Origin of the sequence: Brucella anthropi (assembly GCF_046630315.1) — a bacterium.
Classification (GTDB): domain Bacteria; phylum Pseudomonadota; class Alphaproteobacteria; order Rhizobiales; family Rhizobiaceae; genus Brucella; species Brucella anthropi_A.
The window spans coordinates 1-14,065 of record NZ_LQBD01000039.1 but is presented as its reverse complement, the minus strand read 5'-3'; the positions used below and the strand labels follow the sequence as shown (position 1 = coordinate 14,065).

Sequence of the window (14,065 nt, the reverse complement as noted above, 5' to 3'; positions counted from 1 at the left end):
CATCTTCGCGGCGCGCTTTCACGCGCAGCCCAACATTTCGCCATCACGAGTTAATTCATGCCCGCTGACCATCCCGTTTCCAAGCGCCGCACATTCGCGATCATCGCGCATCCGGACGCCGGTAAGACCACGCTGACCGAAAAGCTGCTGCTGTTCGGCGGCGCCATCCAGCTCGCCGGTGAGGTGAAGGCCAAGAAGGACCGCATCCAGACCCGTTCGGACTGGATGAACATCGAGCGCGATCGCGGCATTTCCGTCGTCACCTCGGTGATGACCTTCGAATACAAGGACTGCATCTTCAACCTGCTCGACACGCCGGGCCACGAAGATTTTGCCGACGACACCTATCGCACGCTGACGGCGGTGGACAGCGCCGTCATGGTCATCGACGCCGCCAAGGGCATCGAGCCGCGCACGCTGAAACTGTTCGAAGTCTGCCGTATGCGCGACATTCCCATCGTCACCTTCGTCAACAAGATGGACCGCGAAGCGCGCGACCCGCTGGAAACCCTCGACGAGATCGAGGAAAAGCTGGCGCTCGACACGGCCCCGATCACCTGGCCCATCGGCTCCGGCAAGAGCTTTGCAGGCACATTCGACCTCCACAGCGACACGATGCGCCGTCAGGACAATGAAGAGCAGCCGACCAAAGTAAACGGCCCGGAAGAAGCCGCGAAGCTCCTGCCGGAAAACGAACGCGAAGCCTGGCTGGAAGGGGTGGAACTGGCGCGCGGCGTCTGTCGTCCGTTCGATCTCGCCTCCTTCCGCGAAGGCCATATGACCCCGGTTTATTTCGGCTCGGCGCTGAAGAATTACGGCGTGCGCGACCTGATCGAAGCTTTTTGCGATTTCGGCCCAAGCCCGCGCGACCAGCAGGCCGATACCCGCATGGTGGCGGCGACCGAAGACAAGATGACCGGCTTCGTGTTCAAGATTCAGGCCAATATGGACCCGAACCACCGCGACCGCATCGCATTCCTGCGCGTCTGCTCGGGCAAGCTTTCGCGCGGCATGAAGGCAAAGCTGGTGCGCACCGGGAAACCAATGAGCCTGTCGGCGCCGCAATTCTTCTTTGCGCGCTCGCGCCAGATCGCCGACGAGGCCTTTGCGGGCGACGTGGTCGGCATTCCGAACCATGGCACGCTGCGCATCGGCGACACGCTGACCGAGGGCGAGGATATCCTGTTCCGTGGCGTGCCGAATTTCGCGCCGGAAATCCTGCGCCGCGTGCGCCTCGACGACGCGATGAAAGCCAAGAAGCTGCGTGAAGCATTGCAGCAGATGGCCGAGGAAGGCGTGGTGCAGCTTTTCGTGCCGGACGACGGTTCGCCGGCCATTGTCGGCGTTGTCGGCGCACTTCAGATCGACGTGCTGACCGAACGCCTGAAGGTCGAATATTCACTGCCGGTCGGCTTTGAAATGTCGCGCTTCTCGGTCTGCCGGTGGATTTCCGCCGACAATCCGGCCGAACTGGACCGCTTCATCGCCGCCCATCGTGCCGATATCGCGCATGATCTCGACCACGATCCGGTCTTTCTTGCCCAGAACGGCTTCTCGCTCAATTACGAGGCCGAACGCTGGAAGGATATCCGCTTCGCCACCGTCAAGGACTATCAGGTCCGCGACAAGGTTTGATCCGGCGCGCAGAGGCTGGCGGCAATCTTCTCCGCCAGCTTTTCAGCCACCTCTTCCTTGCTCATTTCCGGCCATTCCTCGATGCCGGAATGGCTGAGGATGCGAACCCGGTTGCGGTCGCCGCCCATCACGCTGCCCGCGCCCGGAACATGCGAAACATCATTGGCGACGATCCAGTCCGCGCCCTTCTTTTCAAGTTTGGCTCTCGCATTTTCGGCCACGTCCTGCGTTTCGGCAGCAAAGCCGACAACCAGCGCCGGGCGCCTGTCGCTATGGCCGACACCGGCCAGAATGTCGGGGTTCTCGACCATGGCAAGCGTCGGCGCGCCTTCGCCGGGCTTTTTCTTGATCTTCTGCCCGGCTTCATTGGCCGTGCGCCAGTCGGCAACCGCTGCAACCATCACCGCCGCATCGGCGGGCAGATGCCGCTCGACCGCCGCCTGCATCTCGCGCGCCGTCTCGACATGGATGACGTCGACGCCTTCAGGATCGGGAAGAGTGACAGGACCGGACACCAGATGCACCGTCGCGCCAAGCCGCGCCAGCGCTGCCGCAATGGCATGGCCCTGCTTGCCCGACGAACGGTTGGCGATATAGCGCACCGGATCGATCGGCTCATGCGTGGGGCCTGAGGTCATGACGATGGTTTTGCCCGCAAGCGGCCTTGCCTGCGGCGCCAGCAGGTTTTCGATCGCCGCGACAATCGCCAGCGGCTCGCTCATGCGGCCTGTTCCCGCTTCGCCGCTTTCCGCCATCTCGCCCTTTTCCGGCCCGATGAAGCGAACGCCATCCTTTTCGAGCGTCAGGCGGTTGCGTTTTGTCGCGGGATTGTCCCACATGGCCGGGTTCATGGCGGGCGCAATCAGCAGCGGAACCTTGCGGGCCAATAGCACAGCGCTTGCAAGATCATCCGCAAGCCCATTCGCCATCTTGGCCATCAGGTCGGCCGTTGCGGGGGCGACAACAATCAGCTCCGCATCGCGGGCAAGCCGGATATGGCCGACATCCTGCTCATCCTCGCGCGAAAACAGATCGGTAAAGACATGATCGGCGGAGACCGCGCCGATGGTCAGCGGCGTCACGAATTGCTGCGCCGCAGCCGTCATCAGCGGGCGCACATGCGCGCCGCGCTCACGCAGACGGCGAATGAGATCCGGTGTCTTGTAGGCGGCAATGCCGCCGCCGATGATGAGAAGGATGCGCTTACCGTCCAGCAATGCCATGTGTCGCCGACCTCTCAAAAGAGAATAGTTTCACAGCCAGATATAGAGCTTGATCGCTATCGCCGCGAGCGCAATCGCAATCACGCCCTGCGCAATGCGCCCCCAACGTGAATGGCGCGCTTCGGCCTGACCGATGGCTTCCGCCGTCGCCGCGTCGAAGCGCAAGCCGTTGGCAGCCATATCGTCCAGCGCAACCGAAACACGCTCCACACGCGCCACGAGTTCCGGCGTCTTGCGCGTGAAATGCAGCAGCGCGTAAGCGCTGTCCTTCGCGTCAAGCAACATGCCCTGCGGCCCGAGATTTTTGGCGATCCAGTCGCCGACGACCGGTTCGGCTGCCTTCCACATGTTGAAATGCGGATCGAGCGTGCGCGACACCCCCTCCACCACCACCATGGTCTTCTGCAACATCAAAAGCTCAGGCCGGGTTTCCATATCGAAAAGCTCGGTCACTTCGAACAGAAGCGTCAAAAGCTTCGCCATGGAAATGGTTTCCGCCGGCTGGCCATGGATCGGCTCGCCAATGGCGCGGATGGCCTGCGCAAAGCTCGCCACATCATGCGTGTGCGGCACATAGCCCGCCTCGAAATGCACTTCCGCCACGCGCATATAATCGCGGGTGATGAAGCCATAGAGAATTTCAGCAAGAAAGCGCCGCTGCTGCTTGTTGAGCCGCCCGGTAATGCCGAAATCGACCGCAACGATCACCCCCTGATGATCCACGAACAGATTGCCCGGATGCATGTCGGCATGGAAAAAACCATCGCGCAGCGTATGGCGCAGGAAGGACTGGATCAGCGTTTCGGCAAGCTTCTTGAGGTCGAAACCGGCAGCCTCCAGCGCGGAAATATCCGACATCTTGATGCCGTCGATCCATTCAAGCGTCAGCACGTCGCGGCCCGTGCGCTCCCAGTCCACCTGCGGAACGCGAAAACCGGCATCGCCCTTGATGTTTTCGGCGATCTCGGAAAGCGCTGCCGCTTCAAGCCGCAGATCCATCTCGATGCGCGTCGTCTGCTGCAATGTCTCGACAACCTGAACCGGGCGCAGACGGCGCGCGAAGGGCACATGGCGCTCCTGCATGCGCGCGACCATGTAGAAACCCTCAAGGTCACGGGCAAAACGCTGGCGAACGCCCGGCCGAATGACCTTGACCGCGACCTTCTTGCGCGATCCGTCCTTCATGATTTCGGCAGGATGCACCTGCGCCATCGAAGCGGCGGCAATCGGCGCGTCGAATTGCAGGTAAAGATCATCGATCTTGCGGCCAAGCGAAGCTTCAATGGCGGCAACCGCATCGGCCTGCGGGAAGAAATCGAGCCTGTCCTGCAAAAGTTCGAGATCGGCGGCGACATCGCGCCCGACAATATCGGGCCGCGTGGCCAGGAACTGGCCGAGCTTCACATAGGACGGGCCAAGCTTGTTCATGGCCCGCGACATGCGCTCGGAACGCTGCATCTGACGCGCGCGCGGACGCGCCAGAAAACCGGCAATCCTGTGCCCGAACGCCGGAAGGCCGGAAAGCCCCTCCACGGGAAGCGCGCTGATGACACCTTCGCGCGTCAAAATCCATCCGGCCCGCATCAGCCGGAGAGCGGCGGAAAGATTGCTCATGCCTCGATGTCCCGTTTCTGAGCCCAATTCATCACAGGCACAATCAAAGCTTCCAGCCGGAATGAAGCGCGGCAATGCCGCCGGTAAAATTGCGATAGCTCACGCGCTCGAAACCGGCCTTTTCGATCATCGCGGCAAAATCCTGCTGCTTGGGGAATTTGCGGATCGATTCGACCAGATAGCTGTAGGAATCGGCATCGCCGGTAATCATCTTGCCGATGCGCGGAATGGCGTGGAACGACCACTGGTCATAGACCTTGTCGAGAACCGGCAGTTCAACTTCCGAAAATTCGAGGCACAGGAAACGCCCGCCCGGCTTCAGCACGCGATAGGCTTCCGACAGCGCCTTGTCGATATGCGGCACATTGCGAATGCCGAAGGCAATCGTATAGGCATCGAAGCTGTTATCCTCGAAAGGCAGTTCCTCGGCATTGGCCTCGACGAATTCGAGATTGTCGATAAGCCCCTTCTTGATGGCGCGATCGCGCCCCACACCCAGCATCGAGCCGTTGATATCGAGAATGGTGACATGAGCCTGACGGTTGGAGGCCTCGACAATGCGAAACGCAATATCGCCGGTGCCGCCGGCAACGTCGAGCGAGGTCCAGCCGGGGCGCTTCGATGGCGCCAGCCATGCGATCATCGCATCTTTCCAGACACGGTGCATGCCCGCCGACATGAGATCGTTCATCACGTCGTACTTGCTGGCGACCTTATGAAAAACGTCGTTGACCAGGCCCTGCTTTTCGTTTTCGTCCACCGCCTTGAAGCCGAATGAATGCTCCATGCCACCTTGTGCGCCCACGCGGTCCGCATTGCCGTTCTGCTGGCTCATAGCTCATCCTGCTTTTGAATATTAAGACGAAAACAATTTCGGTTATGCATATAAAGCTTGTGTCGAACGATACAAGCACAGACCTCCTGTCACTAGCCCTTTTGTGATCATGGCCATCGAACCGGCTTGCGTTGACGCCGAAAAATGGCCAAAGAGACATAAAACTGTGCGTGCGCGATCGCCACGCGTTTTCTCCGGCGCAAACTGCCGTTAAATTCAATAAAGAAAACAAGAAAAGTGGAAAGATCATGGGCGTTACAGTTGTCAGCCATCCGCTTGTCCAGCACAAGCTCACCATTATGCGCAAGAAGGAAACGTCCACGGCCAGCTTCCGGCGGTTGCTGAAGGAAATCTCGCTGCTGCTCTGCTATGAAGTGACGCGCGATCTCGAACTGACCACCATGCCGATCGAAACGCCCTTGATGCCGATGGAAGCGCCGGTTCTGGAAGGCAAGAAGCTCGTCTTCGCCTCGATCCTGCGCGCGGGCAATGGCCTTCTGGAAGGCATGCTCGATCTGGTGCCCGCCGCGCGCGTGGCCCATATCGGCCTCTACCGCGATCATGACACATTGCAGCCGGTCGAATATTACTTCAAGGCGCCGGAAGACATCGTCAACCGCCTCATCATCGTGGTCGACCCGATGCTGGCCACCGGACATTCGGCAATCGCGGCCATCGACAAGCTGAAGGAGCGCGGCGCGACCAATATCCGCTTCCTGTGCCTGCTGGCCGCGCCCGAAGGCATCAAGCGCTTTACCGAGGCCCATCCGGATGTCGACGTGTTCACGGCCTCCATCGATGAGCGCCTCGATGAAAAGGGCTATATCGTGCCCGGCCTCGGCGACGCCGGCGACCGCATGTACGGCACGAAATAGCCCGTAGCCGCACACAGGGAGCGACGGCCATGTCTACGGAAAAACGCCTGACCGAGCTGGAAATCCGCGTCGCTGAACAGGAAAAGACGATTGATGAATTGTCGTCCGTCCTGGCCGAACAGTGGAAAACCATAGACCAGCTTTCCAGGAAGCTCGGCGCATTGACCGACCGCTTTCTGGAACTGGAAGAACAGGCCGCGCCGGACGTGCCGGTCACCAAGCCGCCGCACTGGTGAGGCGACCCGCAAGATCGTCCGGCTTGCCGATCCTGAAAGGCAGATCATCGCACGGCAAAAACCGCGCGATGTGTTGCTGACGGTCCGCTATTGCGAAAGCGGGATCGGACAGCTCACGCCGGTGCCGCGCAGGCCGCAATAGCCGTCCGGGTTCTTGGCCAGATATTGCTGATGATAATCCTCGGCATAATAAAATACCGGCGCATCCGCGATTTCGGTCGTGATCGGGCCGAGGCCACGGGCGGCAAGCGCCTGCGAATAGGCTTCGCGGCTCTTTTCCGCCACATCACGATCAGCCGCATCGAAGGTATAGATGACGGAGCGATAGGTCGTGCCGATATCGTTGCCCTGCCGCATGCCCTGGGTTGGGTCGTGCTCTTCCCAGAACAGGGTCAGCAATGCGTCCAGGCTCACCGCCTTGGGATCATAGACCACCAGCACAACTTCCGCATGGCCGGTGAGGCCCGTGCAGGTTTCCTCATAAGTCGGATTGGGCGTCACACCGCCTGCATAACCAACGGCGGTCACATGAACGCCCGGCACCTGCCAGAACAGACGCTCCGCGCCCCAGAAACAGCCCATTCCGAACAAAACCTGCTTATGACCTTCCGGCCATGGCCCCTTCAGCGGACGACCATTGACGAAGTGAGTGGCGGATGTGCGGATCGGCGCTGATCGCCCCGGCAAGGCCTCATCCGTCGAAGGCATCTCTATCTTCTTGCGATAGCTGTCGAAGAAACTCATGGTTTCCACCTCCTGTTCATCGCGCGGTAAAGCGCCCCAGAGGCCGCTCCCGACGATGCCCCATGGCATAGAATAAAAGGGCGAGGACGCCGAAAACCAGCCAGCCCGGCTGCTCAAGCAGCGGAATGCAGACTGCATTCCAGGCTCCTGTCCCTATATAGTGCGCCACGAGCGCTTCCGCATCGGCCAATGTCTCGGGTGCATTGCGTGACCACATGGACAAGAGCGGCTTTGCCATGATCTGCGACGCGCCCACGGAGCGCGCGCCGTCAAGGATCGCGAAGATCACAGCCAAAGCCAGAAAGACAACCGCAAAACTACGCAATACAAATCGGATCACGATTCTCCGCCCCGGATTCCTACCCTCATCTTGGCGCCGGTCTGCTGGCCGGTCTTCCGAAGATTTGTGTTTTTGATATCACTAAAGCATAGCACACAGAACCGGTCAGGCTCAAAGTCCAGCTGGATGACATTTGCATGATTAAAATAAACTTATAAATTTCAATTGGTTAGTCATTAGAAAGCATTCTTTGCACAGGCTGGACGATTTAGACGCAAAAACTTGCAAATAGCTGTTGAACATATGCATTTTCTGGCTATATTCGCGCCGCACACGCTTGTTGGCGATTAACCACGCCTTTTTCGAAAAGCGGTGTCACGTTTGCAGTCAGTTTTTACCGTGCGATGCGGTTTCCCGACAGCAAGGCAGACGGAGAGGTGGCCGAGTGGTTGAAGGCGCACGCCTGGAACGCGTGTATACGGGAAACCGTATCGAGGGTTCGAATCCCTCTCTCTCCGCCATTTACTTTTAGCCTGAAATGATCATTCAAAATCAGTAGGTTGGATAGAATTCCACTTCCCGCTGCGCTCTCCCAATATGTGTTCGGCATCTTGGACAGCATCGGTCGATGCTATTATAGTTTTTCTCATCGGAATTCAGCGGAGGGGTTTTGCAAATCAGTTCGTTTCTGATTCAAACCGTCTACCGTCGGGATCGAATGAGCATCCCACACAGCCGTCGCAAGACAAGGATGGTTGTTGCCAGATTATGAAACGTAGGGATGGTTGTACCCCGCGTCATTCATATTACGACCGATCGTTGGAAAATGGTTCGAAATATATGTCGATCGAATTCTCGCTCTGGAATTGAAATCAGAGGGTATCGGCATCCTCGACAATCTTTCCAGATCAAACGGCGGGTAACATGTGAGACAATTGAAACGGTGAGCGCGAGACTGGGGGGCTGCCGCCCCATTGCCCGAACTTCAATTCCATGGAAAAGCTGTCTGCAAGGTAAAAACAGCAGCGGTCAATGGGCCAGCTGGAAGATTCGCCGAATTGTCTCTGCTGGAAGCTTAAAACCGCTTCCCATCCCGCAAATACGATCTACCGACACAGGGAGCGCGCTGATCCCGAAATCTCTTCCATGATCGGTTTCGCAGACCCATGAACCAGAAGCCATATGAGAGGGCGTCGGCAGATTGGGTGGATGGGGTGAAGTACGGGCCTCACCCCACCCTTCACCGGCCCGGCGAATTGGGCCGATGAATGAAAATTCCGTGGGCTGCTTATTTCGTGAGAGCCGCAATGCGATCGAGCGCGCTGCCGAAGCCCTTGAGCGAGACCTTGAAGGCCACTGGCTGACTGGGGCTCAACGCCGTCGCGGTGATGTTGAGATTGCCTGCTGTTTTCAGCTTTGCCACTTCCTTGGCATCAAAGGACAGCGGCGCCAGACAGCCTTGCGGCAGGCAGGTCGAATAGCGGAGCGCCGGCGCTTCTGACTGGTCGATCTTGAGGCTGGCTCCCTTGGCCAGATCCAGCCCGAACGGCATCAACAGCACGCCTTCGGTCTTGCCGCCGGCCATATTGCGCAATTCCACCGTCAGGACACGTTGGCCGGTCTGGGACGAATTCTGCGCCTGGCTCATGGTGCAATTGGTCGTTTCCTTCTGCGCCTGGCAGGCAATGGTCCAGTCCTGATAGGTCTCGGTCAGCGTGCTGGCACCACCGGGCAAGGAAGCCGCCGCAGCACCAAGGGTCGAGGCGGCCAGGAAAGCGGTCATCGAAACCAGATGACGATAATTCATGGAAATATCCTGTTCTGTTATCTTTTGGTTCTTGAATGGGCATGGCGCCTTTAACGATCTTAATTGACGGCGGCCTTATTCTGCCCCCGCAACTGTTCGATCTGCGCCGTGATCTTGGCGAGATCGGCCTTGAGAAAATCCTGCTCGCGCTGGCGCATCCATTGATCGAGCTCCGGTCGGGTCGCCTGTGCCGGTGCATTGGCGGCATTGACCAGAAGAAGCGGAAAGGTCTCCTTCAGGAATTTTTCGCGCGCCTCACCCTTCTTGCCGTCCGTCGCACAGACCATGGCGATGGCTGCATTGGCGATTGCCTCCGTCGCCTGCAAGCGGGCGGCGAGATTGAGGATCAGCTGGTGGAGATGTTCGATATCAGTCATGTCATGCCCTTTATTGCTTTGAATGGGAAGCACCTTCGACAATAGCCCCGCAGAAGGGGATCGGGCGCTTCCATTGAGCTGGAACGCCACCCCTACCACTTGACCTTGAAGCCGGCGGTTGCCTTGAGGCTGTAGCTGTTAGCGAAATGGTTGAGGGAGGTGTTGATGGAGCCTTCGCCATAGACCGCATATTTGTTGTCGGCCCAGGCATAGGTTCCGCCAGCACCGACACCGGCCCATGTGCGGTCATTATCGGTGTCGAAATCAACCCCCGCCACGTTGATGCGCGTGCCGCCGAGGAATTCCTGGTAGAGATTGGCAATGCCATAGACGGAGGTGTTGACCATCAGCCCGTCAGCACCCTTCCAGTCATTGCGGTAATTGGCGGCAAGGCCGAGGCGGCCAACAAGGCTGTTGCCGTCCTCCAGATCGAAGGGATTGTTCTTGATGTCTTGAAACGTCCTGGCATCGAGTGATGACCACATGAGCTGTGCCTGCGGGGTGAGCGCCCAATGGTCGTCGATCGCCACGCGCTGGCCCGCTTCCACACTCAAAGCATAGCCGGTCGCCTTTGCATTGTCCTTCAGATCCGTGCCGAGATCCTTCGAATAGAGGTCATTGTCGAACCATGTCACCTGGCTTTGGCCGTCGACATAAAAACCGCCATTGCCATACCAGGTGGCGGTAGCGCCAAGGCTCCAGGCGTTGGTATTGATCGAACCATCCCCGAAGAACGAACTGCTATTGCCATAGGCGCGGCCATATTGTCCGGTGATGCCTGCCACCAGCTTGCCGGTGGCGCCTTCATAAAACTGACCATCCACACCGGCCTGCATGATAAAGCTGTTCACCTCATGCTTCATGCCGGTAACGCTCTGCGGTTCCAGACGGCTGTTCCCCCCCTGGATGCGCGCCCAGACACCGCGATTATCAATCACCGCGCCATTGGTCTGGCCGTCACCGTTCTCCCCGGTCCAGTAGCGATTGCCGACACGTTCCTGCAAGGTCGGCAGCCTGTTCAGGGCCTGCATGTTCTCAACATAGCCCTGATAAACCGGAATGCTCGAACTATAGCGCGGCTGCCTTGGTGGAACCGGCGTATCGGGATTATTCGGCTGGTTTATGTGATTGACGAGATACCAGTTGCCGTCATTGGGCGTATTGGCTCCGCCCTGCTGCAACGTATAGGCATAGGCACCGCCGATCACAGCCAGCTTGCCATCCTTGGTACGAGAGCCGTTGGTCAATGAGAAGGTGCCGTTCGACGCGCCATCGACCGCCACCACCTCGATGCCATTATTGGTCTCAGCACCTGCGCCGCCGACATTGTTCACTTTGAGCGCGGTCGCGCCGCTCGTATCGCCATTCACATGCAGCCTGTCAGTCTTGGAATTGTCATCGCCCAGCACCGTGTTGAGGACAACTGTGCCGCCCTGCCCCACATAATTGCCGGTTACGGTCAGTGTCGCACCGGCATTACCGCCGAAATTGACGTTCCCCGTATTGCCGAGATTGGACAGTGTCGTATCGAAGCCGCCAAGATCCAGCGTGCCGTCGGCGGCAACCTCGTAGCCGGAAGACGATGTGCTGAAAGCGCCCTGTGCACCCTGTTTCAAGATGCCGCCGGAAACCATCGTCCGGCCCGTATAGGTGTTGGTCCCGGAAAATGTCAGCGTGCCGGTACCGGCCTTGGTCAAAGCACCCGAACCGTCGATCACGCCGGAAAACAGCGTATCGAAATCCTGATCGAGCGTGAGATTACCGCTACCCATGGCGACGTGGCCCGCACCGGCCAGTCCGCCTGTCATCGTATTGAAATTGGCCAGATCCGCCTTCGCACCGTCATTGACCGTCAAAAGACCGGAGCCGAAGGCATGGTCGGCCACCCCCGCCTGAGCGGTTCCCTTCTCAACTGTCAGGCCACCGGCAAAACTGTTGTCACCCGACAGAAGCAGGGTTCCATCGCCCTGTTTCCACAATCGCCCCTGGCCCGACAAGGTTTGCACTATGGTGAATGTATTGCCTGCATCCTCAATGTCGAACCCGCCACCATGCTCACCCAACGTCAGAGCGCGCGCCTGCGATATAAAAGCCGTGCCTGTCACCTGCAACGTACCCCCATCCAGCGTCAGGCCACCGGAAGGCGCGCCAATCATGGCGTCAGACGATACAGAGAGGGTGCCGTCCAATATCAATGTGCCGCCAGAATAGGAGTTGCTCTTTGTCAGCACAGTTGTTCCGGCACCCATCTGAATAAGCGTGCCAGTACCGCTGATGGTATGATTAATGATCAACGTATTGGAACGATTGAAAGCAATGGCACCTTTATGAGAAGAATCCGTTCCGGTATTGATGTTGGCTGACAGAATACCACTCGTCCCGCCATTACCCACCTGCAAGGTGCCACCGGTGATATTGACTGTTCCAGAAAACGCAGAACTATTTGCAGTCAATACCGTCGTACCGGCTATCTGATTGATAGCCCCACTGCCGCTTATGACGGCACGCACTGTTGTTTCATTCGTTGTGTTGAAGTTCAGCGTACCTGTGCCTTGCCCAAAGACAATGCGGTCAACGTCAAGGGTCCCGCCCGCCTCTGCCTGCCCGACTTCTGCTCCACCAATATTGAGAATACCCTTGGTATTGGCAACACTGCCCAGCGTAACTTGAGGAGCGCTCACAATCCCTCCGTTCGCAACGGTAAGCTGTCCCACGCCAGCCGTGGTCCCGAGAACCGTGGTGCCATTATCGGCCAGGAGATCAATAGGAGACTGCCCGAGAACAATATCACCATCATCAGCGGTGATTTTCAACGCTGACGAGGGGCCATCAACCCGCATGATTGCGCCAGCCGTTCCATCAGTCCAATGATCGGACGCGCCGTTCAACGATATATTCGATGCCTGGAGGGATGCGCCGTCTGAAATATTGAGAACGTTCAACCCACGATGATCAGCATCTGAACTTTCAATAACATTGGTACCTCCAAGGCTCAGCTTTTGTGCGATGATGAGGCTGGTGTCAGCGCCATCAATATCAACTTCGGTTCGCGCGGCGCGAAAGCTGTCATATTGTAAATCTGCCTTGCTGCCTCCTTGTAACCGTAAGTTACTGCCTGTTACAATCGCCCCGTTGGAAATGCGGAGCAGGCTTCCCTGTCCTGACTGGGTAATATCCCCGCCGACATCAATCCGACCGCTGACGTCAAGCCGTGTATCTACTCCCGAAATTTCACTGTTCTCATTATGGAAAGCTGCACTATTGGACGTCAGTGTCGCACCACTATCCAATTTGAACGTGCCGCCATTCGAAAGGTTCAGCGCATTGGTCAAATTAACCTGTGTGCCAGCTCCAGAGATATGAATGTCATAAAGATCGGCATCTGGAATTTCGTAGTGTTTTAGCGGTCCGGCCAAAAGAATGGAGGCACTGAGAGAAGCTCCTGCGGAAATCGACAAACTTGCATTACCGATATAGAGGGGTCCCACATTCGCAGCGCTGCCTGCCCCCCTGACGGAAAATGATGAGCGAACCGGACTAAACCAATCCTGTGGGTTCGCATTTACCGCCCCGGAATTATAGCCTACATAAAGAGGCCCGGCTGTCTGGGTCAATCCGCCGTTTGATACGTCAACATAACCTGCGCCCAAACCGCCAATATAGGCGTTGGCCTCCATACGATTGGCATCAAAACATCGTTGATTAGAATTACAGACTAAACTAAGGGTTGAACCTGCGCCCGAAATATTGATCGTTCCCACAGAGCCAGACTGGTTTCCCATCCGAAACCATGCTCCGGAATCGCCGTTGAAAATGACCTGACCTGGAGTAATCAATCCCGTCCCGGTCAACGTGGCTGTTTGCCCATTCGTGATATTAACCGTGGCCTGTCCTGTATCGCCAACGATAAATGATCCCGTGCCGCTGTAGGGCGCCGAACTCACGTCGAGAGTCTGGTCGTCAATTTTTATGACAGCTGCGTGGGCAACCGCCGAACTTACCATAAGCGCCAATAAAGATGTGCTAGGAACAAGTTTCAATCTGCGCATCGTTGTGATTGACTTTTTCGCCATCGCAAATGCTTTCTTGAATATAATAATTTACTTATAAGTATTTCTTTAGATAAGCGGTTCCAGTTTTAACAGAATCGCCGAAGCTGCCATGATTATTTGTTTCATCGCATTTTTGCAACACAAAACCGTTTCACACTTTTACTGGAAATTCTCCAATGCAATCTGTCCGCTATAATTTCAGATTATATCTTGAGTTCTTTGTCCATAAAGCGAATCCAGCGGTTTTCAGCCGGATTATCCGCAGCCATTACCACTTGACCTTGAAGCCGGCGGTTGCCTTTAGGCTGTAGCTGTTTGCGAATTGGTTGAGGGATGTGTTGATGGTTCCCTGACCGTAGATGAGATATTTGGTGTCGGCCCATGCAT

Annotated in this window: 11 protein-coding genes and 1 tRNA gene; 4 read left to right on the top strand and 8 right to left on the bottom strand. The window is 57.4% G+C overall.

Annotated features, from left to right (window positions below):
- The first annotated feature begins 57 nt into the window (after positions 1-57).
- The gene (locus AVM02_RS18580) at positions 58-1,635 is read left to right on the top strand and encodes a peptide chain release factor 3 (RefSeq protein WP_411508385.1); all 1,578 of its coding nucleotides are present in this window, start codon (positions 58-60) and stop codon (positions 1,633-1,635) included.
- Here AVM02_RS18580 and coaBC read toward each other — a convergent pair.
- The 3 genes from coaBC to ubiE are packed head-to-tail and all read right to left on the bottom strand — an operon-like array spanning position 1,614 to position 5,307.
- The gene (gene coaBC, locus AVM02_RS18575; protein ID WP_411508384.1) at positions 1,614-2,858 is read right to left on the bottom strand and encodes a bifunctional phosphopantothenoylcysteine decarboxylase/phosphopantothenate--cysteine ligase CoaBC; all 1,245 of its coding nucleotides are present in this window, start codon (positions 2,856-2,858) and stop codon (positions 1,614-1,616) included. The genes AVM02_RS18580 and coaBC overlap by 22 nt on opposite strands.
- A 30-nt stretch (positions 2,859-2,888) precedes the next feature.
- Complete coding sequence (ubiB, locus tag AVM02_RS18570) at positions 2,889-4,472, bottom strand: 2-polyprenylphenol 6-hydroxylase (RefSeq protein ID WP_411508383.1); 1,584 nt, start codon at positions 4,470-4,472, stop codon at positions 2,889-2,891.
- 43 nt (positions 4,473-4,515) lie between these two features.
- Entirely contained in the window at positions 4,516-5,307 is a 792-nt protein-coding gene (gene ubiE, locus AVM02_RS18565; protein WP_411508382.1) for a bifunctional demethylmenaquinone methyltransferase/2-methoxy-6-polyprenyl-1,4-benzoquinol methylase UbiE, read from the bottom strand.
- Between the two features lie 248 nt (positions 5,308-5,555).
- Between ubiE and upp the strand changes: the two genes are divergently transcribed.
- Both upp and AVM02_RS18555 read left to right on the top strand, forming a co-directional pair.
- Positions 5,556-6,182 carry a uracil phosphoribosyltransferase gene (gene upp / locus AVM02_RS18560; RefSeq protein ID WP_162929751.1) on the top strand — a complete coding sequence of 209 codons (627 nt, stop codon included), beginning with the start codon at positions 5,556-5,558 and terminating at the stop codon, positions 6,180-6,182.
- 29 nt (positions 6,183-6,211) lie between these two features.
- On the top strand, positions 6,212-6,418 hold the full coding sequence (locus AVM02_RS18555) for a SlyX family protein (protein ID WP_411508381.1): 207 nt from the start codon (positions 6,212-6,214) through the stop codon (positions 6,416-6,418).
- Positions 6,419-6,505: 87 nt separating this feature from the next.
- Here AVM02_RS18555 and msrA read toward each other — a convergent pair whose 3' ends face one another.
- On the bottom strand, positions 6,506-7,162 hold the full coding sequence (gene msrA, locus AVM02_RS18550; protein ID WP_411508380.1) for a peptide-methionine (S)-S-oxide reductase MsrA: 657 nt from the start codon (positions 7,160-7,162) through the stop codon (positions 6,506-6,508).
- A gap of 16 nt (positions 7,163-7,178) precedes the next feature.
- A complete protein-coding gene (locus tag AVM02_RS18545; protein WP_411508379.1) occupies positions 7,179-7,502 on the bottom strand; it encodes a hypothetical protein in 324 nt (107 codons plus the stop codon).
- Positions 7,503-7,873: 371 nt separating this feature from the next.
- Here AVM02_RS18545 and AVM02_RS18540 point away from each other — a divergent pair.
- Positions 7,874-7,963 (top strand) — tRNA-Ser (locus AVM02_RS18540).
- Positions 7,964-8,730: 767 nt separating this feature from the next.
- Here the strand turns inward: AVM02_RS18540 and AVM02_RS18535 are convergent.
- The 3 genes from AVM02_RS18535 to AVM02_RS18525 form a co-directional block, all read right to left on the bottom strand.
- Positions 8,731-9,249 carry an invasion associated locus B family protein gene (locus AVM02_RS18535; RefSeq protein WP_411508378.1) on the bottom strand — a complete coding sequence of 173 codons (519 nt, stop codon included), beginning with the start codon at positions 9,247-9,249 and terminating at the stop codon, positions 8,731-8,733.
- Between the two features lie 59 nt (positions 9,250-9,308).
- Positions 9,309-9,626: a hypothetical protein gene (locus tag AVM02_RS18530; protein ID WP_411508527.1), complete on the bottom strand. Its 318-nt coding sequence runs from the start codon at positions 9,624-9,626 to the stop codon at positions 9,309-9,311.
- A gap of 92 nt (positions 9,627-9,718) precedes the next feature.
- On the bottom strand, positions 9,719-13,699 hold the full coding sequence (locus tag AVM02_RS18525) for an autotransporter outer membrane beta-barrel domain-containing protein (protein WP_411508377.1): 3,981 nt from the start codon (positions 13,697-13,699) through the stop codon (positions 9,719-9,721).
- Between the last annotated feature and the right edge of the window lie 366 nt (positions 13,700-14,065).

Bases quoted from the DNA above. Each gene is read 5' to 3' on its own strand.
- AVM02_RS18580 (WP_411508385.1), top strand. From the start codon at position 58: ATGCCCGCTGACCATCCCGTTTCCAAGCGCCGCACATTCGCGATCATC.
- AVM02_RS18525 (WP_411508377.1), bottom strand. From the start codon at position 13,699: ATGGCGAAAAAGTCAATCACAACGATGCGCAGATTGAAACTTGTTCCT.
- ubiB (WP_411508383.1), bottom strand. From the start codon at position 4,472: ATGAGCAATCTTTCCGCCGCTCTCCGGCTGATGCGGGCCGGATGGATT.
- AVM02_RS18555 (WP_411508381.1), top strand. From the start codon at position 6,212: ATGTCTACGGAAAAACGCCTGACCGAGCTGGAAATCCGCGTCGCTGAA.
- ubiE (WP_411508382.1), bottom strand. From the start codon at position 5,307: ATGAGCCAGCAGAACGGCAATGCGGACCGCGTGGGCGCACAAGGTGGC.
- msrA (WP_411508380.1), bottom strand. From the start codon at position 7,162: ATGAGTTTCTTCGACAGCTATCGCAAGAAGATAGAGATGCCTTCGACG.
- AVM02_RS18535 (WP_411508378.1), bottom strand. From the start codon at position 9,249: ATGAATTATCGTCATCTGGTTTCGATGACCGCTTTCCTGGCCGCCTCG.
- upp (WP_162929751.1), top strand. From the start codon at position 5,556: ATGGGCGTTACAGTTGTCAGCCATCCGCTTGTCCAGCACAAGCTCACC.
- coaBC (WP_411508384.1), bottom strand. From the start codon at position 2,858: ATGGCATTGCTGGACGGTAAGCGCATCCTTCTCATCATCGGCGGCGGC.
- AVM02_RS18530 (WP_411508527.1), bottom strand. From the start codon at position 9,626: ATGACTGATATCGAACATCTCCACCAGCTGATCCTCAATCTCGCCGCC.